This is a genomic window from Daejeonella sp. JGW-45 (genome assembly GCF_029360805.1).
In the GTDB taxonomy this organism is placed as follows: Bacteria; Bacteroidota; Bacteroidia; order Sphingobacteriales; family Sphingobacteriaceae; genus Daejeonella.
Map to the genome: position 1 here is coordinate 90,415 of NZ_JARKNC010000002.1, position 24,409 is coordinate 114,823.

Consider the following 24,409-nt stretch of genomic DNA (forward strand, 5'->3'; position numbering starts at 1 on the left):
TTGGTTGCCGCAAATATAAGCGACAGGAGAGCTAAATGTTTCACAATGAGGCTAAAATTTTGGATACAAAAAAACCCACCTTGCGGGTGGGTCTTTTTGTAAAATTGATCCAGGCTTCTTTATTGGAAACTATAACGGAAACCGAACTGCATGTAATAGGTCGACAAAAAGCTTTGAGTAGTTCCAAAAGAACTATCTACAAGTTTATTATCAAACACGTTCATCTGGAATGTAGGGCGTACTCCTGTCGGAGTTAAAGCTGACACGTTTGTAGGGATCAGGATACCGGCAGATTTGGTAAAATTAACATTACCCCATGCGCTGTTTAAAAGATTTCCGAAATTCAGGATGTCAAGAGTGAACTGAACGGAATTCTTTGTCTTTCCAAAATCTTTGAATATTTCCTGTGCGATACGAACATCTACCTGACTTCTCCATGGCTGTATACCGGCATTACGCTCAGCATACTTACCTTTATTTTTCCTCAGGTAATCATCCTGTTCGATGTAAGCAAAGAACGCGTCACTTTGCTGCTGTGCAGTATATGCAGGTGTCGCACCTGAAGCATTACGGGCAACAAAAGTAATCTCGCTGGGATCTTTAGGAATGTAGATCAGGTCATTAGGCTGGCCGTCGCGGTTAAAGTCAGTTGAATAGGTGTAAGAGAATCTGCCCTGGTGCGCTGCTTCAAAGAATAGCGAAATGTTTGTAGCGAAATTCTTAACATATTCTTTTCTCAAGGAGACACTTCCAATCACACGGTGAGGAAGACTGTTTAACCCTGGTGCCAATCCAGGATCATTTCCTGTGTTGGAGTTATTGTTTAATGACCAGGTATTAAGAAGTTGATCTCCCTGTCCGTCGTAAAGCTTACGGTCTTCACTTCTGGTGTACGATGCCGTTGCATAAAGGCCGCGACCAAAGTTCTTGCTAAGCGTTGCTGTGATGAACCATGAGTGGCCTTCATCAGCATTGCTAAGATATATCGGGTTAAATGCACCGGTTGCAGTAGCGCTTGGCTGTCCTGTAGAAGTAAGCTTGTTAATGTACCTATCGACGTTTGCATTTGGATAGATCGGGCGGTGATCCGGGTAGCCGGCAATATTCAGGGCCGTAGGAGCTACAAGGTTAACGTGAATACCCTTAGCAATATTCAATTCCCTGTTGTAAAGTCCTTCAAGCGTTCCGGTAATACCCCACGGCAATGTCGCGTCTACCGCTAAACTGCTTTTCCATGTTTTCGGGAATCTGAAACTAGGATCCATTGCACTCAAAGTAGCTGGTATGGACGTTCCGGCTGATGGCGGCGTTGCCGGAAGGTACTGCCTGATGTTCGGGCTGAACACGCCAGGAGTATTTGCAGTTCCGTTATAAGCCTGCGTAAACTGGATCAGACCAGCATCCCCAGATTGGGCAACGATCCATACAAAAGGAACCTTTGTGGTGAAAATACCGGTACCACCTCTGAATTGTAAAGAACGGTCTCCCTTAACATCATAGTTGAAACCAAAGCGTGGCGACCAAAGAATACGTTGGTCAGGTAATACTCCCGTGTCGTATTTTACACCATTTGCGAAAGTAAGCGGAGCTACCAAAGGATGAGTCTTAATTTCAGGAACATCCGGGTAAGTGGTCAGTTCTGCACGCAGTCCGGCAGTTAATTTTAACTTTTCACCCACGTTAAAGGCATCCTGAAGGTAAGCGGAATATTGCTGGTACTTAAACGTTGGGAACGCCTGTGCATAACCCGGAGATAGTGAATATGTTATTGCATAATCGTTTGGTTTTGCTCCGTTTACGAAATCAGCCCATGAATTGTAGCGATATGCACCAGTTCCGAAACGCTGGAATCCGTTCTGTGTAGTGCTGAAATCTGCCTGCGCTCCTAAAGTAAGTTCGTGAGCACCAAGGTTGAGCGTTAAGTTATCGGTGATTGAAGTTGTTTTTACATCCCTAAGGTTGCCGTAGGTAAAAGGCTCATAACCAAAGGTTGTAAACGCCATACCATCCTTCATGATATCAACTAAAGGGAATACCTCACTATCAGAGCTTCTTGGGTCGTTCTGATGAGTAAAACTGGCCCTTAAACTGTTTGACACTTTAGAGCCAAAAGAAGAAGTCAATTCACTTGCCAGGGAATATTGGTTGGCATCCTGGTAATAAGTTGAATTACTGAAACCCAAATGCTGAATAGATCCGCGGCCGCCGTTGTTCGGGAACGTCCAGCCGGTACCGGTTGTTGAAGTACTGGTTGGGTTGGATGATTTACTTTCCACCTGGTTATAACGGATGTTAAAACGGTGATTATTGTTAATGTTCCAGTCCAAACGGGCCAGGAACTTATAATTGTTTGCTTTATTACTATATCCCTGGTAAACACCCGGATTGTAACCGTAAGTATTAATTAAATAATTCCGGATGGCGTCGAGCTCGCCTGCGGTAGGTCTTGCAACGTTAGTATTCGTACCTCCGAAAGGTGTTGATGCTGTTGCTGCGACACGTGTGGAACCCGGGGTAACCTGATCCTGACGTTCAACATTGGCGAAGAAGAAAACCTTGTTCTTGATGATCGGACCACCAAAACTGGCGCCCACCTGTCTTACGTCGATCGAGCCCAGAGTTATCCTGTTGCCATCAACTTTATCTCCCTGGTAGCCTTCATTTCTGAAGTTAAGGAAGGCACCACCGAAGAAATCATTTCTACCCGAACGGGTTACTGCATTGATCGATGCACCTGTAAAGCCAGATAATCTCACATCAAAAGGGGCAACACTGATAGCAATCTCCTCGATAGCGTCCAGTGAAATTGGAGAACCGCCCGCCGGAAGGTTACCGCCGATACCAAACTGGTTATTAAAGTCTGAACCATCTACCGTAAAGTTATTCTGACGATAGTTACCACCACCTATTGAAGGACCATTCGAATTGGTTGAAGATGCCTGAGGGGTAAATTTAGTCAGGTCATTCAATCCCCTGGAAATAGTTGGCACTGATGCGATCTGTGCCCTTCCAAGGTTAGTTGTAGCGCCAGTTCTATCTGCATTTAACACAGAATTCGGATCAGAAGCTGTGATCACTACTTCCTGCAGTTCCCTGCCGGAGGCAGTCATAGTAACATTAAGCTGATAAGGCTCTCCCAGTTTTAACATCAGACCGCTGAAAGATTCTGTTTTGTAACCTACGTACGTGATATCGACTGTATAAGGTCCACCAACACGCATATTGGGAATATTAAACCTGCCATCCGCGCCCGTAGAAGAACCGTAAACAGTTCCTGTAGGGAGGTGCGTAGCTTTAACGGTTGCTCCTATAAGTGTTTCCTGTGAATCACGAATAGTACCCGTTAAACTACTCGTTGTTACCTGTGCATCTGCGCTTAACGCACCAAGCAATACAACAAGTGTAAAGAGTAAAAACTTCTTCATAAATTTTCCTTTAATGTGAGATTGTTTTAATTGGTTATTGAAATCGCCGCAAAGATAATGAGCATTTTCTGTTCTGTAACATTTTCAATGTTAAGATAATATTAAATATGCTGATTTACACATTCCTATAATAATGGGTGCTGTAATTTTTTTCCACATTTTGGGTTATGGGCTGTGGGTTGTGAGCTGTGAGCTTCTTGAAAATGACTATACTTCAGCATTAGTAATGATGCAGCGAAAAAGCCCATGACTCATTGCTCATTGCTCGTTGCTCATAGCTCATTTCCAATTGCCCATATAAAACAAATTATCTAAGTTTGCCATGGATTTGTCTATACATCACAAATAAGAAATATGAACTACGACATTATAATCATAGGAAGCGGCCCGGGGGGGTATGTAGCTGCGATTCGCGCATCACAATTGGGACTAAAAGTTGCAATAGTTGAACGTGAATCTCTTGGGGGTATTTGCCTGAACTGGGGTTGTATTCCAACAAAGGCTTTGCTAAAAAGTGCCAATGTTTTTGAATACATCACACACGCCGCTGATTATGGCATTAAAGTTCAGGGGTCGGAAGCTGACTTCGAATCTATTATTAAAAGAAGTCGTGGTGTAGCTGACGGAATGAGTAAAGGTGTTCAGTTTCTGATGAAGAAGAACAAGATCGAAGTGATCATGGGAACCGGCAAGATTAAAAAAGGCAACAAGGTTGAGGTTAAAGGCGCTGACGGAAAAGCAGCCGAGTACACAGCAAAGCATATTATTCTGGCTACGGGAGGGCGTTCAAGGGAATTGCCGAACTTAAAGCAAGATGGTAAAAAAGTTATCGGGTACCGCCAGGCGATGTCTCTGCCTGAGCAGCCCAAGAGTATGGTCGTTGTTGGATCCGGAGCGATTGGAGTCGAGTTCGCCTATTTCTACAATGCCATAGGTACTAAGGTAACAATCGTTGAATATCTGGACAATATTGTTCCGGTTGAAGACGAAGATGTATCAAAACAGTTGCTTCGCAGTCTTAAAAAAGCCGGTATCAGTATTATGACGGGTGCCAATGTGGAGTCCGTTGATTCTTCGGGCAAAACATGCAAAGTGCAGGTTAAGTCGGCCGCCGGAACAGAAATGATTGAATGTGATATCGTACTTTCTGCAGTTGGCGTTACCCCGAACATTGAAAATATAGGTCTTGAAGAAGTGGGCGTAAAAGTTGATAAAGGCCGCGTGACCGTCGACGATTTTTATAAAACAAATATCGATGGGGTGTATGCAATCGGGGATATTGTGAAAGGCCAGGCCCTGGCACACGTAGCCTCTGCAGAAGGGATCATCTGTGTGGAGAAAATTGCCGGACACCACCCTGAGCCGCTAAACTATAATAATATCCCCGGATGTACTTATTGCTCACCGGAGATCGCCTCAGTAGGATATACTGAGAAAGCGGCGAAAGAAGCCGGATATGAAGTCAAGGTGGGTAAATTCCCATTCTCAGCTTCAGGAAAGGCCAGTGCAGCCGGCGCCAAGGATGGCTTTGTAAAGGTGATCTTTGATGCCAAATACGGAGAATTCCTCGGAGCGCATATGATCGGCGCCAACGTTACCGAGATGATCGCCGAAGTTGTCGTAGCGCGTAAGCTGGAAACGACAGGTATGGACATTGTTAAAACGGTTCACCCTCACCCTACTATGAGCGAAGCTATCATGGAAGCAGCCGCTGATGCTTATGGGGAGGTAATTCATTTATAAATAACTGAAAGCTGAAAACTGGAAACTGAAATATTAGACGCCTACCCTTCAGTTTTCAGCTTTCAGTTTTCAGTTTTCAACTCTCAACTCCTATGCCCTGGATCTATCTCATAATCGGCGGACTTTTCGAAGTAGCCTTTACCAGTTGTCTGGGTAAAGCAAAGAATGCTTCCGGCACGGAGTTCTGGCTGTGGATATTGGGGTTCCTGATAAGTGTTTCGGTAAGCATGTACATGCTTTTTCTTGCGTCCAAGACATTGCCTATGGGAACCTCTTATGCTGTATGGGCAGGTATTGGTGCAGTAGGCTCTGTCGTTGCCGGGATAATTCTTTTTAAAGAGCCGACGGATTTCTGGAGAATGTTCTTTCTTTTTCTGTTGATATCATCAATTATTGGACTTAAGGTTTCGACCAAGCACTGATATGGAACTATATACTATAAATGCCGGATACTTCAAATTGGATGGCGGTGCGATGTTTGGCGTTGTTCCTAAATCTATCTGGCAAAAAACCAATCCTGCAGATGAAAATAATCTGTGCACCTGGGCGATGCGCTGTCTTCTTATTAAGGATGGCGAGCGCCTGATACTTGTGGACAACGGCATCGGTGAAAAGCAGGATGAGAAGTTTCTCAAGCACTACTATCTGCACGGTGATGATACTTTAGAGAAGTCTCTGGCCAGCCACGGTTTTACAAAGAACGACATCACTGACGTTTTTCTAACGCATCTGCATTTTGACCATTGCGGAGGATCTATTGAGAGAGATGCTGATGGAAACTTGTCCCCTGCCTTCAAAAATGCCACCTTCTGGAGCAACCGTGCACACTGGGAGTGGGCTATATTACCTAACGCAAGGGAGAAAGCGTCTTTCCTGAAAGAAAATATACTCCCGATCCAGGAGAGCGGGCAATTGAAATTCGTCGATAATGAGGACGGCGTTACATTCACAGATAATATTTCTATCCGGTTTGCCTACGGCCACACCGACGCTATGATGTTACCGCAGATCAGCTACAAGGGCCGAACCGTCTTGTACATGGCCGATTTGTTGCCCTCGGTAGGTCATATCCCCCTGCCCTACGTAATGGCCTATGATATGTTCCCGATGAAAACGCTGGATGAAAAGAAAAAGTTCCTGGAAGAAGCGGTAAAAAACGACTATATTCTGTACCTGGAGCATGACCCGGTAAACGAATGCTGCACACTTCAGGACACAGAAAAAGGCATCCGGGTTAAGGATACCTTCAGGTTGGGGGATATTTGAGTTGTACGTTATACGTTTTACGTTATAAGTCTGGGCGGTCAGCGTATGGCTTATAGATATTTGGTAACCTGGCAAGTTTCCTAATACCCTATACCTAACACCTAACACCTAATACCTAATACCTAACACCTCATACCGCCACTGCCTCCGGCTTCGTTCCCGTGATCCGGTCAATTTCCTGCATAAGCTCATCGCTTAACAGCGGAACAATATCCAAGGACGTTAACGTTTCTTTTAACTGATGCGTTTTCGATGCACCGAGAATAACGGTACTTACGTTCGGATTCTTTAAACACCAGGCTATAGCAAGTTTTGGCAGGCTTGTACCGAGCTTATCGGCCAGCATCTTGAGCTGCCTGATTTTGTTCAGATTCTCCTCTTTAAGCCAGCGGTCTCTTAGCCATCCCAGGCTTTCCATTTTAAACCTGGTATCAGTTGGGTCAGCGTCCAGATATTTCCCCGAAAGCATACCTGACGCCAGGGGGCTCCAAATGGTAGTACCCATCCCGAAATTCCGGAAGAGAGTCAGGAAATCTCTCTCGAGCTTATCTCTCCATAGCATGCTGTACTGGGGCTGCTCCATTACCGGTGCAATAAGATGATTCTTTTCAGCAAAATAATGTGCTTCCATAATCTCTGCGGCACTCCATTCGGAAGTACCCCAATAAAGGGCTTTACCCTGCATGATGATCTGATGCATCGCCCAAACGGTTTCCTCGATAGGCGTCTCGGGATCTGCCCGATGACAGAAAAGCAGATCGAGATGATCCAGCTGCAACCGTTTAAGAGCATTGTCCGTTCCTTCGAACAGATGTTTTTTGGAAAGGCCGATCATGTTCGGTTTCTTTTCTTCTGCACCAAAATAGATCTTGCTTGAAACAATATAGGAACTGCGATCCCAGTTTTTCTTCTTTAAAATATTTCCCATCACAATTTCCGACTTGCCTCCGGCGTAACCCTCGGCATTGTCGAAGAAATTCACCCCGCTGTCATAAGCAAGGTCCATAAGTTCTTCTGCGATCTTATCCTCTATCTGATTACCGAATGTAAGCCAGCTGCCAAGAGAAAGCGCGCTTACCTTTAAACCGGATCTACCTAAACGTCTGTATTCCATAGTTTTGCAAATTGAATCGTGTATTGTTCTGATTTCTTAAAATTAGTGTTTGTATTCTGAATAAATAATAGTTCCTCATCTTCATTCAAAAACTTTACACAGGTCTGTATATTTTTATAAATTAAGCCCTTTAATCAAATGCCTGTCTGCGGAAGGCAGAAACCAGCAACATGCAGCTTACCCAACTGGAAATCAAAGGCTTTAAAAGCTTTGGCGACAAGATCACCATCAACTTTCACGATGGTGTGACCGCTATTGTCGGGCCCAATGGTTGCGGGAAATCAAATGTTGTTGATGCGATCCGGTGGGTGCTTGGCGAACAGAGTACGAGGATGCTTCGCTCGGAAAAAATGGAGAACATTATTTTCAACGGAACCAGGACGCGCAAGCCCTCCAACCTGGCTGAAGTTTCCCTGACCTTTGATAACACCCGGAATATACTCCCCACCGACTTTTCGAAAGTAACGGTCACACGAAAACTATACCGCTCCGGTGATAGTGAATATCGGCTAAACGATGTGCAATGCAGGTTAAAGGATATTACCGATCTTTTCCTTGATACTGGAATCGGCTCCGACTCCTATTCTATTATCGAATTGAAGATGATAGATGAGATCATCGCAAATAAAGACAATTCGCGAAGGGCCCTGTTTGAAGAAGCTTCGGGTATTTCTAAATATAAGCTGAGAAAAAAGCAGACCTTCAGCAAACTCAAAGAAACTGAGGCCGACCTGAGCCGGGTGGATGACCTTTTGTTTGAGATTGAAAAAAACCTCAAAACACTGGAGAACCAGGCGAAAAAGGCCGAACGTTATTACCGGCTTAAAGAACAATATAAGAACCTTAGTATTGCTTTAGCCTCCTTCCGGATAGCCGGGTTCAGTGAGTCGTTAACCAGGCTGGAAGATCAGGAACAGCAGCAGTTGGTGGATAGCAGCGGGATCAGCACCGCGATAAGCAATTTAGAAGCACTGCTTCAGCAGCAGAAACTGGACAGCCTTAACCTGGAAAAGAACCTGTCTGTACAGCAGAAAGCCACTAATGAGTTTGTTGCAAAGATCAGGGCGTATGAAAGTGATAAAAAACTAAAGAACGAGCAACTCCGGTTTCTCGAAGAAAAGAAGAAAAGGCTTAGCGATGAGCTTGAAAAAGACAAAAATCAACTTAATCATATTTTCTATAATCAGAAGCGATTGAACGAGGAGCTGGTTCAGGAATCTGAAACACTGGAAATAGTCCGGGCTTCAGTAAAAAATCAGCATGCAGATCTTGAAACCTTAAGAGCTGCGCAACTGAAATCCAGGGCAGATCTGGATATACTGAACCGTGAGAACAGCGAGTTACAAAACCAGCTTTATAAACTTGAGAAAGATATCGCCATCCTGAATATCCAGAAGGAAGCCCTTCACCAAGAAAGCAGCCGTAATGTAGCTGATACCCAATCGAAAGAAACTGAGCTGAACGAATTCAATAAGGTAATTGCCGAATTGCAGGTTAATCTGGAGGCCAAGCAAAAGGATCTTAATACAGGCAAAGAGCGAGAGGAAGAACTTCAAAGGCAGATAAGCACTATAAATGAACAGCTTATTGAGGAAAAAGAGCTCCTAAACCAGGAAAGCAGGAAACTGGATTCAAAGCAAAATGAATACAACCTGACGAAGTCTATGGTTGACAACCTGGAAGGATTTCCTGAATCTATCCGTTTCCTGAGGAAGAACGCTGGCTGGGCTAAACAGGCTCCTCTTTTTTCCGACATTCTTTTCTGCAAAGAAGAATACAGGATCGCTGTTGAAAATTACCTGGAACCTGTTATGAACCACTATGTTGTGGAAAACCATACCGAGGCAGTGCAGGCGATAAAACTATTGAGTGAAGCGTCGCGTGGCCGGGCAAACTTCTTCATCCTGGACGCTCTTAAAGATAGTAAACCAAAACCTGCGCCAGCAGTGATTGATAAGGACCTTATCCCGGCACTGGACGTTATTGATACGGACGCAAAATATCGTCCACTCTGCCAGATACTGCTACAAAACGTGTTTTTAGTGCAGTCTTCTGAAGAAGACGAATTAAAAAAAGACCTGCCAGCAGAACAAATAGTCTTACTGGGAAAATCCGGCATGTTCTCCAAAACGCGGACAGGTATGTCTGGCGGCTCTGTCGGACTGTTTGAAGGCAAACGTATTGGCCGGGCTAAGAATATCGAGAAATTAGCGAAAGAGATCAGTTCGGGGCAGAATACGATCTCGAAGCTGAAAGCAGCCATTGATGAACATAGTGTAAGGCTGGAAAGTCTTAAGGCTTCTTCGCAAAATGATCACATCCAGCAAGTCCAGTTTGAGATAAACCGGCTAAACAATGAGCTTACTTCCGTTAAAACAAAACAGGAACAATACCTCGCCTTTATAGAGAACAGTCAGAACCGGAAACAGGATATCGAGGCCAGGATTGCCGGTATAACAGACGAGCTTCTGGCTGCAGAACCCCGGATCGTTGAACTTAAGGCAAGCAAGGAGGCCAGGCAGGTACAGCTTGTATCCGATCAGCAAAATTACAACGGGCTGGCCGACCAGGTAAACAGTATGTCGGCTGCCTATAACCAGGAAAACATCAAGTTTCATCAGCAGCAAAATAAAGTTGCCGGCATTGAGAAAGACCTCGAATATCGTGAAAGCCAGCAAAACAGCCTGGAAACAAGAATCAATGCTAACAGCGCGGAACTTGAGACTGCTCAGATCGGTATCATGGAAGCGCTCCTGCATTCAGACCATTCAGATGATGATCTGATCGCCATGTACGCACAAAAAGAAGAGTTTGAACTGGCGGTGCAGGAAGCCGAGCAAACCTACTACGCTTCAAGGGGAGCAATCACCGAGTCGGAAAGCAATATTGCCACATTAAGAAAAAATAAGGAGCAAGCTGATCTCATAGGCAGCGAGATCAAGGATCAAAAAACTAATATCAAGCTGGAGTTAAATGCATTGAAGGAACGTTTGTCGGTGGAGTTCTCCGTCGACATTTCCACCTTGCTTGATGAGGAAAATACTAATCAGTACCAAACCGAAAGTGAGCAGGACACGCGGGAAAAAACCGAGCGTATCAAACGCCAGCTTGATGACTTCGGCGCCATTAATCCTATGGCAATGGAAGCCTATAAGGAAATGGACGAGCGTTATACTTTTATTCAACAGCAGAAAAAAGACCTCGCAGAAGCCAAATCATCCCTTTTGCAAACAATTAAGGAGATCGATGATACAGCAAAGGAAAAGTTCATGGAAGCTTTTGTCAAGGTCAGGGAGCATTTTATAGAAGTGTTCAGGTCCTTGTTTAACCAGGAAGACAGCTGCGACCTTGTTTTAGTTGACCCGTCCAACCCACTTGAATCAGATATTGATATTCTGGCCCGGCCTAAAGGTAAACGGCCGCTTTCTATCAATCAGTTGTCCGGGGGTGAGAAAACACTTACTGCCACGGCAATTCTTTTCTCGCTGTATCTTTTAAAACCAGCGCCATTCTGTATTTTCGATGAGGTTGATGCACCACTGGACGACACTAACATCGACAAGTTCAATAACATCATTCGGGAATTTTCGGGGCAATCCCAGTTCATCATCGTATCTCATAATAAACGGACGATTGCCAGTACGGATATCATATATGGCGTGACCATGGCAGAACAAGGTGTTTCGAGAGTGGTAGCGGTTGATATACGGGAAGTTGCGTAGCGGAGGTGTGAGGTGTGAAGTGTGAGGGAATAGGGATTAGGGAATAGGGATTTCCGACATCGATAGGTACAGGTGTCTGCCACGTTCAGACCTCCGATTTCAGACTTCAGACCTCAAATAATTCCGTATCTTTGCAGAGCAAGCTGTTCTATCGCTGTCCGCCATGAGCGGAGAGAGGAAAGTCCGGGCAACACAGGGCATCCTGCTTCCTAACGGGAAGGTCCCGCGTCATGCGGGAACGGAAAGTGCTACAGAAAACAAACTTCCTCCAACCCTTAGGTTGGTGGTAAAGGTGAAAACGTGAGGTAAGAGCTCACGGTCTTCCCGGGCGACCGGGATTACGGTAAACCCCAGGAGTTGAAAGACCAAATAGGTTCCGGAAGCGAAGCGGCCCGCTTACTTTTCCCGTACGTACGGGATTCTCCGGAATGGGTAGGTCGTTAGATCACGTGAGCAATTGCGTGGCCAGATAAATGATAGAAGTCCCGCTAATGCGGGAATACAGAACCCGGCTTACAGGCTTGCTTTTAAAAAAGAATCAGACCCCGGATTAAATCCGGGGTTTTTTTCAAACATTTACATATGTTCAAACAATCGTTATATTCGCGGGTTATGTTCGCAGAATAAACGAGGATCAAAACACCCTATGGCTAAAATTTTGATAATTGATGATGAGAAGGCAATCCGCAATACTTTACGGGAGATTCTCGAATACGAAGAATACCAGGTAGAAGATGTTGATAACGGACCTGATGCTCTTGACCTAATTAAAAAGAATGAATACGATCTGATCCTCTGCGATATTAAAATGAATAAAATGGATGGTATGGAGGTCCTTACTGAGGGACTTACAATACAGCCAGATCTTCCGTTTATCATGATTTCGGGACACGGAACCGTTGAAACTGCCGTGGAAGCAAGCAAGAAAGGTGCATTCGATTTTATTTCCAAACCACCGGATCTCAACCGTTTGCTTATTACCGTCAGAAATGCGCTGGAACGCAAGAACCTCGTTACTGAGACCAAGGTATTAAAACGCAAAGCAAGTAAAGTTCGCGAGATGCTGGGTAATTCGGCAGCGATAGACCGCATTAAAGATACGATCGAACGGGTAGCTCCTACAGATGCCAGGGTATTGATTACCGGCGCCAATGGCAGCGGCAAGGAACTGGTAGCCAGGTGGCTTCATGAGAAATCCAACCGTGCGAACTCCCCCCTTATTGAAGTTAATTGTGCTGCCATTCCCTCAGAGTTGATTGAGAGTGAATTATTTGGTCATGAAAAGGGTTCTTTTACATCGGCTATAAAACAGCGGATAGGGAAGTTTGAGCAGGCCAGCGGGGGTACTCTATTTTTAGATGAGATAGGCGATATGAGCCTGTCGGCTCAGGCAAAAGTGCTGCGTGCTCTTCAGGAGAATAAGGTAACTCGTGTTGGTGGGGAAAAAGAGATCGATGTTGATGTGAGGGTGATCGCTGCTACTAATAAGGATCTTTTGAAAGAGATAGAGGCCGGTAATTTCAGGATGGACCTTTACCATCGCCTGAGTGTGATTCTGATCCATGTACCTCATCTTACAGAACGTAAAGACGATATACCCCTTATTGCTCAGAATTTCTGTGACGAGATCTGCCAGGACTATGGCATGCCGGTCAAAAAGATCAACGACGCAGCAATGGAAGCGCTTCAGGCAATGCCCTGGACAGGTAACATACGTGAACTCCGCAATATGATAGAGCGGCTGATTATTCTGAGCGATAAAGTCATCACTGACAAGGATGTAAAAACGTTTGCAAATCCTTCCTCTGCAGCTCCGGTAACGGAAAACGGATCCGCACCCGCTACGACAAATTTTGATCAGTTCACCAATTTCCAGGAATACAAAGACTTCGCCGAACGGGATTATATTAAGTATAAGCTTGAGAAGAATAACTGGAATGTCTCAAAAACGGCAGATGATATTGATATCCAGAGAAGTCATTTGTATAGTAAAATTGAGAAGTACGGGTTGAAGCGAGCGGAATAGAGTTGTACGTTATAAGTTATACGTTGTACGTGCAAAACGGACATATGCAACTTATAACGTATCACGTAAAACTTACAACGTAGGGTACGTATGCAAACTTATAACGTACAACGTATAACTTACAACGTTTAGGTACATATGCAAACTTACAACGTATCACGTATAACTTACAACGTTTTAATCTCAGCAACCAATTGCTGCAGCACTGATTTCGCGTCGCCGAACAACATGGATGATTTTGGCTGGAAGAAGAGCTCGTTTTCAATTCCGGCGTAACCGGGATTCATGCTTCTTTTATTGATTATCACTAACTTAGCCAGTTCCACATCAAGTACAGGCATCCCATAGATAGGTGATGAAGCATCTGTTTTGGCTGCAGGATTTACTACGTCATTAGCTCCCAGGATTAATACCACATCCGTGGAAGGAAATTCCTCATTGGCCTGTTCCATTTCAAGCAGGCTCCCATAATCTACATCGGCTTCTGCAAGAAGAACGTTCATATGGCCGGGCATGCGGCCTGCTACCGGGTGAATGGCATAGGTCACTTCTACTCCCTTGTCCGTCAATAACTTTTCAAGCTCGTGACAGACATGCTGCGCCTGGGCTACTGCCAGTCCGTAGCCCGGGACTATAATAACTTTTTTAGCATAGCTCATCACTACGGCAGAGTCGCTGATGGAAATTTCCTTGTATGAGCCCTGGTCTTTATTTCCTGCAGAACCTGAAACCCCGCCGCCAAAGGAACCGATCAATACGTTGCTAAGCGGCCTGTTCATAGCTTTGCACATTAGAATGGTGAGGATTGTTCCTGCGGAGCCCACCAGGATACCTCCTGTTAACATGACCGGATTATTATATAAGAAGCCGCCAAAAGCAGCGGCTACTCCCGTGAACGAATTTAACAGGGAGATTACAACCGGCATATCGGCGCCCCCTATCGGAAGGACAAAAAACAATCCATAAACGACTGACAATGCAAGCACCAGGTAGAAGAGATTTGCCGCTGCAGCATCTCCCGAAATAATTAAATACCCGGATAGTACGATAATAGCTCCGAAAATGATCAGATTAACAATATGCTGACCTTTAAATGAAAAATCTTTGATGCTCCCGTTCAACTTGCCCCAGGCTATCATACTGCCGGCAAATGAAATCGTTCCTATAATCAAACCCGCGAAAATTATAAGGAGTGTGCCTCCACCGGCAGCCTGCCCCACCCTCGTTTGATGCATGAGATGTTCAAACTCTACCACCGAAATAAGAGCTGCACAGGCTCCGCCCATTCCGTTGAAAAGACTTACCATCTCTGGCATGGCAGTCATTTTAACTTTCTTTGCAGCTAATGTCCCCAACAGCGTGCCGATCAGCAAAGCTGCAAATATCCAGGTGTAATTTCCCAAACGCAAGCCTTGCTCTTCGTATAAGAATATGGTTCCGAGAATAGCTATTGTCATGCCGCCGGCAGCAATCAGGTTTCCCCTGCGGGCAGTTTCCGGGTGACTTAACATTTTCAAACCGATGATAAACGTTACTGAGCCGATGAGATAACAGAGAGTGAGGATATTCAATTCCATAGAGGGCCGGTATATATTATTTTCTGCTTCAAATAACTATTTCTTCTTTTTGAACATCTCCAGCATGCGATCTGTAACGACAAAGCCTCCCACCACATTCAGTGTTCCTAATAAGACTGCAAGAAAACCCAGGATCAGCGCAGCGTAATTGCCTTCTTCGGCTTTTCCCATAACAATTATTGCTCCTATTATTACTACCCCGTGAATAGCATTTGCACCACTCATCAGCGGCGTATGAAGTACACTTGGAACTCTGCCGATAACTTCAATTCCCAAAAAAACACTGAGTATAACAATATATATTATTTGCTGATGAAGCGTGATCCAGTCTAATGCAATTTCCATATTTGTTGTTTTTTAGTTGTCAGACATTCGTAACTCCCCCCTAACTCTTTCATTGCAAACCTCCCCGTTGTAGGTAATACAGGTGCCCTTAACCAGGTCGTCCTCAAAGTTGAGGTTTAACTGTCCTTCCGGTCCAATGATCAGTTGGAGGAAGTTTAAGATGTTCTTGCCGTATAACTTACTTGCATCTGCAGGCATCGTGCCCGGAAGATTAGAATTTCCGATGATCGTAACGTTCTTGTAAACCACAGTTTCCCCATCCTTGGTCTGCGAGGTATTTCCACCGGTAGCAGAAGCAAGATCAATGATCAGGGAACCTGCTTTCATTGAATCTAAAACACTGTCAGGCAAAAGTACAGGAGCCTTTCTACCCGGGATCTGCGCCGTAGTAATAATTACATCGGCCTTAGCAGCAACTTCAGCAATGCGCTGTTGTTGTTTTAGCTTGTACTCTTCCGTTTGTTCCACCGCATAGCCTCCGGCTCCGGGTGCATCTTGTGCGCCCTCGACTTCAATAAACTTAGCCCCCAAACTCATAACTTCTTCTTTTACAGCAGGACGGGTATCAAAAACTTCCACCACCGCCCCCAGCCGCCTGGCTGTTGCTATCGCCTGCAGGCCCGCTACACCGGCGCCCAGTATCATAACCTTGGCAGGAGGAATACTTCCCGCTGCTGTCATAAACATTGGAAAGTATTTTGGAAGTTGCATGGCGGCAAGCAAGACCGCTTTATACCCAGCTATATTAGCTTGTGAGCTAAGGACATCCATACTCTGTGCCCGGGTAGTCCTTGGAAGCATGTCCATGCTAAAGGTTGTCAAACCTTTCGTTGCCCATTGATTAATTAAATTCGGCTGTGCTAAAGGATTATACAAACCCATAATAACAGCCGTGCTTTTTGCAGATGCTAAATCGGTTTCAGCGATCGCATGGATGGAAAGTAAAATGTCTGATCTTCTTAAAATCTCTTCCCGTGAACTTATTTCTGCTCCCGCTTGTTCGTATAAAGAATCCGGAGCAAATGCCTGTAATCCAGCATTGGTTTCCAAAAATACATCTATATTATGCTTCCCTAGCAATGCAATATGCTCCGGAAGCAGAGAAACCCGCGTCTCAATCGAAGGTTCGCGCAATATACCGACTGTCATGAATTGTGTAGCTGCTTGATGGTTATTTCCTAAAATAGCTAAAAGAATGCTTTGGTTTGCAGCGCATCAAAAAAAATACATTAGGAAGTAATAAGTTATACGTTTTACGTTGTAAGTCTGGGGCAGATAGGAAGGCTTCTTGTTTGAGGAAGTCCCGTTCTAAAAAAAAATTCTGTTCACTAGCTAAAAGTTCTAACGTACAACGTATAACTTACAACGTAAAACGTATCTTTGCGCCTCGATGAAGCACATACGTAATTTTTGCATAATAGCACATATTGATCACGGTAAAAGCACTTTAGCTGACCGTCTTCTTGAGTATACCAATACCATAACCCAGCGCGAATCACAGGCCCAGTTACTGGACGATATGGACCTTGAACGTGAGCGTGGTATCACCATAAAAAGCCATGCCATTCAAATGGATTACATCCTGGATGGGCAAGCTTACGTATTAAACCTGATCGATACCCCGGGACACGTTGATTTTTCTTATGAAGTTTCACGATCCATTGCCGCCTGCGAGGGTGCGCTATTGATTGTTGATGCATCACAGGGAATCCAAGCGCAGACTATCTCTAATCTTTATCTCGCCCTGGAGCATGATCTTGAGATCATTCCGATATTAAACAAAATGGATCTTCCGGGTGCTATGCCCGAAGAAGTTAAGGACCAGATCATCGAGCTGATAGGCTGCAAGCGTGAGGAGATTATCCCCGCTTCCGGCAAAACCGGAATGGGTGTAAATGATATATTAAAAGCTATAGTTGAAAGGGTGCCTGCGCCTAAGGGAAATCCTGATGGAGAGTTGCAGGCGCTTATTTTCGATTCTGTTTTTAATTCGTTCCGCGGCATAGTAGCCTATTTCAAAGTACTAAATGGTGAGATCCGCAAGGGTGACAAAGTTAAGTTTGTTGCTACCGACAAGGATTATATAGCTGAAGAAGTTGGTACGCTAAAACTTACTCAGAAGCCAAAAGATGTGATCAAAACGGGCGACGTGGGTTATATTATTTCAGGCATTAAAGAAGCCCGCGAGGTTAAGGTCGGCGATACGATAACGCACAAAGAAAAGCCAAGCAAGGAGCCTATCAAGGGATTTGAAGAGGTGAAGCCAATGGTTTTTGCCGGGATCTACCCGGTAGATACGGATGAATACGAAGAGTTGCGTGAGAGTATGCACAAACTTCAGCTCAACGATGCATCGATCGTGTTTGAACCTGAATCTTCGGCTGCCTTAGGGTTTGGCTTTCGCTGCGGTTTCCTGGGAATGCTTCACATGGAAATTATCCAGGAGCGGCTGGAGCGTGAATTCGACATGACGGTTATCACAACTGTTCCAAACGTTTCATACAAAGCATTTACTTCGAAGGGCATTGAGATCGATGTTCACAATCCTTCAGACCTGCCGGATCCAAGTAAACTCGATCATGTTGAAGAACCATACATCAAGGCAAACATAATTACCAAGTCGGAGTTTGTCGGTCCGATCATGTCGCTGTGTATACAAAAGCGTGGTACGATCATCAACCAGTCTTACTTGACCTCCGATCGTGTAGAGCTTATCTTCGAGATGCCAATGGGTGAGATTGTATTTGATTTTTATGATCGTTTGAAAACAATCTCTAAAGGTTATGCATCCTTCGACTATCACCAGATAGGATACCGGCAGTCAGACCTGGTCAGACTTGACATTCTGCTGAACTCCGAACCGGTAGATGCCTTGTCATCCTTAATTCATCGCACCAATTCATATACTTTCGGCAAGAAAATTTGCGAAAAACTGAGAGAGCTTATCCCGCGTCAGCAATTTGAAATTATTATACAAGCATCTATCGGGGCGAAGATCATTGCCAGGGAAACAGTAAAGGCTTTGCGAAAAGATGTTACGGCAAAATGTTACGGCGGTGATATTTCCAGAAAACGTAAGCTCCTGGAAAAACAAAAGAAAGGTAAAAAGCGCATGCGCCAGGTGGGCAACGTGGAAATACCACAAACAGCCTTCATGGCAGTACTAAAGCTTGATTAAACCACTATTATTTATTTCGCGAAATGCGAATATACGGTGTTCAAAACTCAATAAATGTTAATAACGTACGATTTAAGACAATAATGCAACTACTTGACGGAAAATTCGTTTCGGAAAAATTAAAATTAGAGATCGCAGAAGAAGCAGCTCTGGTCCTTAAAGACACAGGACGTAAACCTCATTTGGTTGCCATATTGGTTGGGCATGACGGTGGTTCTGAAACCTATGTTGCCAGCAAAATAAAGAATTGTGAAAAGGTGGGCTTCAATTCTACCCTTTACCGTTTCGAAGATAACATTACCGAAGATGAGCTGCTGGCAAAGATCGAAGAAATAAACGGCGATCCTGATACGGACGGTATTCTTGTTCAACTTCCTTTACCAAAACATATCTCGGCTGATAAGGTAACCGAACGCATCTCTCCGGAAAAAGACGTAGATGGTTTTCACCCGGTGAACCTGGGCCGCATGCAACGGAACCTTCCTTCCTTTTTGCCAGCTACACCTTACGGAATACTATTGATGCTCAACGAATACGGTATTGATACGGCGGGCAAGCATTGTGTTGTGGTAGGAAGAAGTAATATTGTGGGTTCTCCAATGAGCATCCTGATGGCACGTAACGCAAGACCAGGTAACTGTACAGTCACAGTTTGTCACAGCAAAACTCCTGACATAAAAAAATTCACGCTTGACGCCGACATACTTATAGTTGCAATTGGTAAAAAGAACTTCATCACTTCGGACATGGTTAAAGAAGGTGTGATTGTTATTGATGTTGGCATGAACCGTGAAACTTCAACCTCAACTAAGTCAGGTTACAAACTATACGGCGATGTCGACTTTGAGGGAGTTGCTCCGAAATCATCCTGGATCACGCCGGTTCCGGGCGGCGTGGGATTAATGACCATTGTGGGGCTGCTAAAAAATACTCTGGCTTCAGCAAAAAAGGAGATCTATTAATTATCCCCAAAACTGCCACCAGCTTTTTTTCAGTCCTACGTAAATTCCATCGCCGCGGGCTTCGACTGGATAATGATTCAGGTAGTTACCCTGCCCTGCTTTACCCCTTCCCGTTTCCAGATTAAATTCATGGCGATGATATGGACAGATGATATTTCCATTGCTGCACCAGCCCTGGCTCAGCTCAGCACCAGCATGCGGACATTTATTCTGAACGACAAATAAGCGATCGCCGGTTTTTACTGCACATAGTTTCTTCCCCGAGACATTGATCTTTTTTATAAAGTCTTCGCCATCCAGAACCTCTGCAGGAAATATTTTAATCCAAATCATTTTTCTGTCACCGGGATGTCGCAATACTGATAAATAGCAAACGATAGGCGAAACTAAGTATATTTGCATTCAAATTAAAAAATGGCACATCAAATCCCACCCGACGGCACCCTGTTACCTTTAATGGAAGAATTTTATACCATCCAGGGAGAGGGATTCCATTCAGGTAAAGCAGCATACTTCATTCGCCTCGGCGGATGTGATGTGGGATGTCACTGGTGCGACGTTAAAGAAAGCTGGGATGCCGAATTGCATCCTCTTACCAGCGCAGACCAGATCGTCCGGAATGCCGAACAATTTCCGGGCAAAGCAGTCGTGGTGACTGGCGGTGAACCTCTGATCTACAACCTGGATTACCTCACTGGCGAACTTCAAAAAAGAGGAATTAAAACGTTTATAGAAACTTCGGGTGCTTATCCGCTTTCAGGTTCTTGGGATTGGATTTGCCTCTCTCCCAAGAAGTTCAAGTCGCCGAGGCCAGAGATCAGCCCGGTTGCAGGTGAGTTGAAAGTGATAGTTTTTAACAAAAGTGATTTTGCATGGGCCGAGGAACACGCCCGTCATGTTTCGGAAACCTGTAAACTCTATCTTCAGCCTGAGTGGTCAAAATCGGCTGAGATGACTCCTTTAATAATCGAATATGTGATGCAGAATCCCAAGTGGGAGATATCCCTGCAAACGCATAAATATTTGAACATCCCCTAGAAATCGCGATAAATTCCTTTAAGGGCCGGAACAAAACGAGTCTTCTGCTTGTCTGCGGGGCATACTCCTGCATTGAATCAGCCGTTAATGTTCAAAACAACATTCTATTATGGCCAAACTTTTCAATTCATTGAGGGATATTTTCTAACTTCACGTTCCGGCCGATCTATGTATAGACTACTTCTTATATTTTTTTGCCTGCTGCCTGCAGCGGGTTTCGGACAGAAAATAACGTCTTCAACAAACAGGCTTGCGCAGAAGCATTACGAGCAAGCCAATCAGGCTATTGGCGGTAAAACCTACAACAAAGCTATTACTGAATTAACTAAGGCAATCGCTGAGGATGATCGCTTTGTGGCGGCTTATCAGCAGTTAGCCGATATTTACCGCCGGCTTAATGACTATCCTAAAGCCCTGGTCAACTATAAAAAAGTTCTTGAGATTGACCCTGAGTTTTACAATCTCACCTATTTTGGTATTGCTGAAAGTGAATTAAACACTGGTGATTATACAAATGCCTTAATCCACTTCAAGAAATATGCATCGTTTCCGGGGCTTAGTGATGAAAGCAAGATACGCACAGCAAAATATATTGCAGACTGTGTCTTTAGTATTGAAGCCGTAAAAAAGCCGGTCAGCTTTAAGCCTATAAGCCTGGGAAGCGGAATAAACTCTAACCAGGACGAATATTTACCGGTAGTTACCGCTGATGAGGAAACGGTCATATTTACAAGAAAAGTAAACCAAAACGAAGATTTTTACACGAGTGTTAAGAATCAGGATAAATGGCTTGCAGCTAAATCCTTAAGCGCAAATATCAATACATTTGAATTCAATGAAGGTGCCCAGTGCATTTCTCCGGATGGAAATTATCTCTTTTTTACGGGATGCAATCGTCCGGATGGTTTAGGAAGATGTGATATCTATATCTCGAAATGGGAAGGTTCGGAATGGAGCAAACCCTTTAATTTAGGAGCCCCCATAAATACGCCGGGATGGGAGTCTCAGCCCTCCATCAGCGCAGATGGCCGCACGCTCTATTTTGTCAGTACGCGCAACGGCGGCAGAGGGGGTTACGATATCTGGAAATCCGATCTGGGAACAGAGGGTTGGAACACACCTGTAAACCTCGGACCACAGATAAATACTGCATATGATGAACAATCTCCCTTCATTCACCCGGACGATGAAACACTTTACTTTTCGTCGAATGGTTGGCCCGGCCTGGGTAATAAAGATCTTTTTATAACCCGCAGGAAAGAAGGAACAGGCTGGGAAAAACCTCGGAATTTAGGCTATCCGATTAACACCTTCAGAGAGGAAAGCGGACTAAGCCTGAACAGCAGCGGCAGCCTTGCTTTCTTTGCATCTGATAAAGAGGGTGGCTCCGGAGGATTTGATGTCTATTCGTTCGAGATGCCTGACAACCTGAGGCCAAATGCAGTGACCTATGTTAAGGGAATGGTCTATGATAAGAGCACTAAGAAACCTCTTGAAGCAAAAATTCAAATAATTAATCTACGGAGTGGAAACTTTGCATTTGATGATGTCACTGATCCCGTAGAGGGGGAATTTCTTGCAACCATGGCCCCGGGAAACTCTTTTGCCCTGAACGTCTCAAAACCCGGTTACCTTTTCTATTCGCAAAACTTCACTCCCAACCTTCAGCAGGCAGTAAAACCTTATATGATAGAGGTTCCCCTTCAGAAGATTGAGGTGGGCGGTTTGGTAATACTGAACAATATATTCTTTGACACCAATAGTTTTGAGCTTCTGCCTGAGTCAACGACTGAGCTTGGCCAGCTGATCTCATTTCTAAAGGAGAACCCGTCTGTATCTATTGAAATTGCAGGGCACACGGACAATGTCGGTGATGATAAGTCAAACTTAACACTTTCGGAAAATCGGGCGAGGACAGTTTATAACTATCTAACATCAAAACAGATATCTCCGACAAAACTTAGCTTTAAAGGCTATGGAGAAAGTATGCCGGTAACGGATAACAGCACTGAAGAAAAGAGGCAAAATAACCGGCGGACGGAATTTAAAATTATGAAAAAGTAAACGTGCCATGCAGGAATGTTATATTCGGTTCAACAAATAGTATTATGAAGGTCGTATTAATAGCCGCCCTGGTGTTGCTATGTGGATTAAATGGTCTGGCGCAATATCCTGCCGCGTCCATTTCTAATGGTTTAATAGAGGCAGACCTTTATTTACCTGACGCAACACATGGGTTTTATCGCGCAACAAGATTTGATTGGGCCGGCATTGTTTCGAGTTTAAGATACAAGAATCATGAGTTTTTCGGTCAATGGTATGATAAGCATGACCCGATGATACATGACGCTGTCCAGGGACCTGTGGAAGCATTCGATCCAATAGGATATGATACTGCCAAACCGGGAGAAACCTTTCTTAAGATCGGTGTTGGTATACTTCGTAAACCGAACACGAATCCCTATCGCTTTTCCAGCCAATTCGATATTGTTAATGGGGGGAGATGGAAAGTTAAAAGGAAAAAAGACAGAATAGAGTTTACTCACAAGCTGAATGACGCCAGTGGTTTCAGTTATATCTATAGAAAAACTCTCAGACTGTCTAAGAATAAGCCGGAACTGCTTTTAGAACACAGTCTGAAAAATACCGGCAAAAAAGCAATTGCTACTAATACATTTAATCACAATTTCTTTATGATCGATAAGCAAACAACAGGGCCGGATCTTACAGTTACGCTGCCGTTTGAAATCACCAACCAGTCGGCGGGGAAAAACCTGATTATTTTTGAAAAAAATCAACTAAAGTATTTAAGGGAGTTAAATAAGGGCGAAAGCACAATGGAATACCCGAAGGGTTTTACCGGCGACAGAATAGAGGATTATAACTTCACCGTAGCCAATTCCAAAACCGGAGCGGGTGTGAGGATAACGGCCGACCAGCCATTGTCTGCCTTTATGTATTGGTCTGTGCCAACTACTCTTAGTCCCGAACCTTTTATTAAAGTGAATGCTAATCCGGGAGAAAAATTCAACTGGAACATCAAATACGAATTTAAAAGTAAAAAGTAAACAAATGGCGAATAGAAGATCATTTTTAAAAACTTCAGGAGTGATGGCTCTGGGCAGTATGCTGCCCGGCTGGGCTCTGGCTAATTCAATGACTTCCAGGGCGAACTACCCTTCCCCCGGCCTGCAGGTATACACATTATCGGCTCTTCTTAACGCCCCCGGAGCAGATATATACGCGGTTTTAAAGCAAATTGCCGGCATTGGAATTAAAGAATTGGAAACTGCGACTGGCGGTAATGGTCTATACTATGGTCATAAACCAAAAGTGTTTGCGAAAATGGTAAATGATGCAGGCTTGAAATGGATTGGAAACCACATTGGCGGGCTTCCGCGTACTCCGTCTGCGGCATCATCAGCAGCCCGACCAAGAAACCTGAGAGATAACGTCCGGGAAATTGTTGATGATGCAGCTGAAGGAGGCTGTAAATGGGTGGTATGTTCCAGTTCATCCATTTCCACGCTGGATGAGATCAAACGTACCACTGAAATATTTGTAGTTGCCGGCGATCTGGCTGCAAAGAACGATATGAAGTTCGCCTATCATAACCACCAATCGGAATTTCACAAGATAGAAGGTGTAAGCGCGTTTGATTACGTGTTGACCAACACCGACAAGAAGAAGGTCTTTATGGAACTTGATCTGGCCTGGGCCACTGCCGCCGGCCAGGACCCTGCCGCTTTATTTAAAAAGTATCCAAACAGATTCCCATTATGGCATGTAAAAGATCTGGATAAAACTACAGGCAGGCCGTGCCCGGTTGGAACGGGAAAAGTCGACTTTAAGCACATTTTTGCAAACTCGAAGCTGTCGGGTGTTGAGCATACCTTCATTGAGCAAGATGGTGCAAAAACAATAGATGATCCGGCTTCCAGTGTCAGGTGGCTGAAAAGCAATATCTATATCTAAGGAGTTAGGGCTATGCTCCTGGCCGCTTCCGGCATTGT

Annotated in this window: 17 protein-coding genes and 1 other RNA gene; 12 read left to right on the plus strand and 6 right to left on the minus strand. The window is 44.5% G+C overall.

Going from position 1 to position 24,409, the window contains the following annotated elements; translation table 11 throughout:
- Positions 1-119: 119 nt before the first annotated feature.
- Complete coding sequence (locus P2W76_RS03705) at positions 120-3,425, minus strand: carboxypeptidase regulatory-like domain-containing protein (protein WP_276346148.1); 3,306 nt, start codon at positions 3,423-3,425, stop codon at positions 120-122.
- Between the two features lie 354 nt (positions 3,426-3,779).
- Between P2W76_RS03705 and lpdA the strand changes: the two genes are divergently transcribed.
- The 3 genes from lpdA (at position 3,780) to P2W76_RS03720 (ending at position 6,434) form a co-directional block, all read left to right on the plus strand.
- Positions 3,780-5,168, plus strand: a complete 1,389-nt coding sequence (gene lpdA, locus P2W76_RS03710) for a dihydrolipoyl dehydrogenase (RefSeq protein WP_276346150.1) — start codon at positions 3,780-3,782, stop codon at positions 5,166-5,168.
- A gap of 92 nt (positions 5,169-5,260) precedes the next feature.
- Positions 5,261-5,590 (plus strand): multidrug efflux SMR transporter, encoded by a 330-nt coding sequence (locus tag P2W76_RS03715; RefSeq protein ID WP_276346151.1) that lies wholly within the window; start codon positions 5,261-5,263, stop codon positions 5,588-5,590.
- A gap of 1 nt (position 5,591) precedes the next feature.
- A complete protein-coding gene (locus tag P2W76_RS03720) occupies positions 5,592-6,434 on the plus strand; it encodes an MBL fold metallo-hydrolase (protein ID WP_276346153.1) in 843 nt (280 codons plus the stop codon).
- Positions 6,435-6,564: 130 nt separating this feature from the next.
- Here P2W76_RS03720 and P2W76_RS03725 read toward each other — a convergent pair whose 3' ends face one another.
- Entirely contained in the window at positions 6,565-7,548 is a 984-nt protein-coding gene (locus tag P2W76_RS03725; RefSeq protein ID WP_276346155.1) for an aldo/keto reductase, read from the minus strand.
- Positions 7,549-7,718: 170 nt separating this feature from the next.
- Here P2W76_RS03725 and smc point away from each other — a divergent pair, with 170 nt between their 5' ends.
- The 3 genes from smc to P2W76_RS03740 all read left to right on the plus strand — a co-directional run bounded on the left by smc (position 7,719) and on the right by P2W76_RS03740 (position 13,296).
- A complete protein-coding gene (gene smc / locus P2W76_RS03730) occupies positions 7,719-11,270 on the plus strand; it encodes a chromosome segregation protein SMC (protein ID WP_276346156.1) in 3,552 nt (1,183 codons plus the stop codon).
- A gap of 135 nt (positions 11,271-11,405) precedes the next feature.
- An RNA gene (gene rnpB / locus P2W76_RS03735) (RNase P RNA component class A) lies at positions 11,406-11,802 on the plus strand.
- Positions 11,803-11,916: 114 nt separating this feature from the next.
- The gene (locus P2W76_RS03740) at positions 11,917-13,296 is read left to right on the plus strand and encodes a sigma-54 dependent transcriptional regulator (RefSeq protein WP_276346157.1); all 1,380 of its coding nucleotides are present in this window, start codon (positions 11,917-11,919) and stop codon (positions 13,294-13,296) included.
- 167 nt (positions 13,297-13,463) lie between these two features.
- On the opposite strand, the gene P2W76_RS03745 is transcribed toward P2W76_RS03740, so the two are convergent.
- Genes P2W76_RS03745 through P2W76_RS03755 form a run of 3 tightly spaced genes read right to left on the minus strand, consistent with a single transcriptional unit; the run spans position 13,464 to position 16,367 of the window.
- On the minus strand, positions 13,464-14,873 hold the full coding sequence (locus P2W76_RS03745; RefSeq protein WP_276346159.1) for an NAD(P)(+) transhydrogenase (Re/Si-specific) subunit beta: 1,410 nt from the start codon (positions 14,871-14,873) through the stop codon (positions 13,464-13,466).
- Positions 14,874-14,909: 36 nt separating this feature from the next.
- On the minus strand, positions 14,910-15,218 hold the full coding sequence (locus P2W76_RS03750; RefSeq protein WP_276346161.1) for an NAD(P) transhydrogenase subunit alpha: 309 nt from the start codon (positions 15,216-15,218) through the stop codon (positions 14,910-14,912).
- A 12-nt stretch (positions 15,219-15,230) separates the two neighbouring features.
- Positions 15,231-16,367 (minus strand): NAD(P) transhydrogenase subunit alpha, encoded by a 1,137-nt coding sequence (locus P2W76_RS03755; protein ID WP_276346163.1) that lies wholly within the window; start codon positions 16,365-16,367, stop codon positions 15,231-15,233.
- Positions 16,368-16,608: 241 nt separating this feature from the next.
- On the opposite strand from P2W76_RS03755, the gene lepA reads away from it, so the two are divergent.
- Together lepA and P2W76_RS03765 are read left to right on the plus strand one after the other, a co-directional pair.
- Positions 16,609-18,396, plus strand: a complete 1,788-nt coding sequence (lepA, locus tag P2W76_RS03760) for a translation elongation factor 4 (RefSeq protein WP_276346166.1) — start codon at positions 16,609-16,611, stop codon at positions 18,394-18,396.
- 83 nt (positions 18,397-18,479) lie between these two features.
- On the plus strand, positions 18,480-19,358 hold the full coding sequence (locus P2W76_RS03765; RefSeq protein WP_276346167.1) for a tetrahydrofolate dehydrogenase/cyclohydrolase catalytic domain-containing protein: 879 nt from the start codon (positions 18,480-18,482) through the stop codon (positions 19,356-19,358).
- Here the strand turns inward: P2W76_RS03765 and P2W76_RS03770 are convergent, their stop codons facing one another.
- Positions 19,359-19,691, minus strand: a complete 333-nt coding sequence (locus tag P2W76_RS03770; RefSeq protein WP_276346168.1) for a Rieske 2Fe-2S domain-containing protein — start codon at positions 19,689-19,691, stop codon at positions 19,359-19,361.
- Positions 19,692-19,772: 81 nt separating this feature from the next.
- Between P2W76_RS03770 and P2W76_RS03775 the strand changes: the two genes are divergently transcribed.
- The 4 genes from P2W76_RS03775 (at position 19,773) to P2W76_RS03790 (ending at position 24,371) form a co-directional block, all read left to right on the plus strand.
- Positions 19,773-20,396: a 7-carboxy-7-deazaguanine synthase QueE gene (locus P2W76_RS03775; protein ID WP_276346169.1), complete on the plus strand. Its 624-nt coding sequence runs from the start codon at positions 19,773-19,775 to the stop codon at positions 20,394-20,396.
- A gap of 168 nt (positions 20,397-20,564) precedes the next feature.
- Positions 20,565-22,460 carry an OmpA family protein gene (locus P2W76_RS03780; protein WP_276346170.1) on the plus strand — a complete coding sequence of 632 codons (1,896 nt, stop codon included), beginning with the start codon at positions 20,565-20,567 and terminating at the stop codon, positions 22,458-22,460.
- 44 nt (positions 22,461-22,504) lie between these two features.
- Positions 22,505-23,464, plus strand: coding sequence for a hypothetical protein (locus P2W76_RS03785; RefSeq protein WP_276346171.1), 960 nt, complete (start codon positions 22,505-22,507; stop codon positions 23,462-23,464).
- A gap of 4 nt (positions 23,465-23,468) precedes the next feature.
- Positions 23,469-24,371 carry a TIM barrel protein gene (locus P2W76_RS03790; RefSeq protein ID WP_276346172.1) on the plus strand — a complete coding sequence of 301 codons (903 nt, stop codon included), beginning with the start codon at positions 23,469-23,471 and terminating at the stop codon, positions 24,369-24,371.
- Positions 24,372-24,409: the final 38 nt, after the last annotated feature.

Bases quoted from the DNA above. Each gene is read 5' to 3' on its own strand.
- P2W76_RS03705 (WP_276346148.1), bottom strand. From the start codon at position 3,425: ATGAAGAAGTTTTTACTCTTTACACTTGTTGTATTGCTTGGTGCGTTA.
- lpdA (WP_276346150.1), top strand. From the start codon at position 3,780: ATGAACTACGACATTATAATCATAGGAAGCGGCCCGGGGGGGTATGTA.
- P2W76_RS03715 (WP_276346151.1), top strand. From the start codon at position 5,261: ATGCCCTGGATCTATCTCATAATCGGCGGACTTTTCGAAGTAGCCTTT.
- P2W76_RS03720 (WP_276346153.1), top strand. From the start codon at position 5,592: ATGGAACTATATACTATAAATGCCGGATACTTCAAATTGGATGGCGGT.
- P2W76_RS03725 (WP_276346155.1), bottom strand. From the start codon at position 7,548: ATGGAATACAGACGTTTAGGTAGATCCGGTTTAAAGGTAAGCGCGCTT.
- smc (WP_276346156.1), top strand. From the start codon at position 7,719: ATGCAGCTTACCCAACTGGAAATCAAAGGCTTTAAAAGCTTTGGCGAC.
- P2W76_RS03740 (WP_276346157.1), top strand. From the start codon at position 11,917: ATGGCTAAAATTTTGATAATTGATGATGAGAAGGCAATCCGCAATACT.
- P2W76_RS03745 (WP_276346159.1), bottom strand. From the start codon at position 14,873: ATGGAATTGAATATCCTCACTCTCTGTTATCTCATCGGCTCAGTAACG.
- P2W76_RS03750 (WP_276346161.1), bottom strand. From the start codon at position 15,218: ATGGAAATTGCATTAGACTGGATCACGCTTCATCAGCAAATAATATAT.
- P2W76_RS03755 (WP_276346163.1), bottom strand. From the start codon at position 16,367: ATGACAGTCGGTATATTGCGCGAACCTTCGATTGAGACGCGGGTTTCT.
- lepA (WP_276346166.1), top strand. From the start codon at position 16,609: ATGAAGCACATACGTAATTTTTGCATAATAGCACATATTGATCACGGT.
- P2W76_RS03765 (WP_276346167.1), top strand. From the start codon at position 18,480: ATGCAACTACTTGACGGAAAATTCGTTTCGGAAAAATTAAAATTAGAG.
- P2W76_RS03770 (WP_276346168.1), bottom strand. From the start codon at position 19,691: ATGATTTGGATTAAAATATTTCCTGCAGAGGTTCTGGATGGCGAAGAC.
- P2W76_RS03775 (WP_276346169.1), top strand. From the start codon at position 19,773: ATGGCACATCAAATCCCACCCGACGGCACCCTGTTACCTTTAATGGAA.
- P2W76_RS03780 (WP_276346170.1), top strand. From the start codon at position 20,565: ATGTATAGACTACTTCTTATATTTTTTTGCCTGCTGCCTGCAGCGGGT.
- P2W76_RS03785 (WP_276346171.1), top strand. From the start codon at position 22,505: ATGAAGGTCGTATTAATAGCCGCCCTGGTGTTGCTATGTGGATTAAAT.
- P2W76_RS03790 (WP_276346172.1), top strand. From the start codon at position 23,469: ATGGCGAATAGAAGATCATTTTTAAAAACTTCAGGAGTGATGGCTCTG.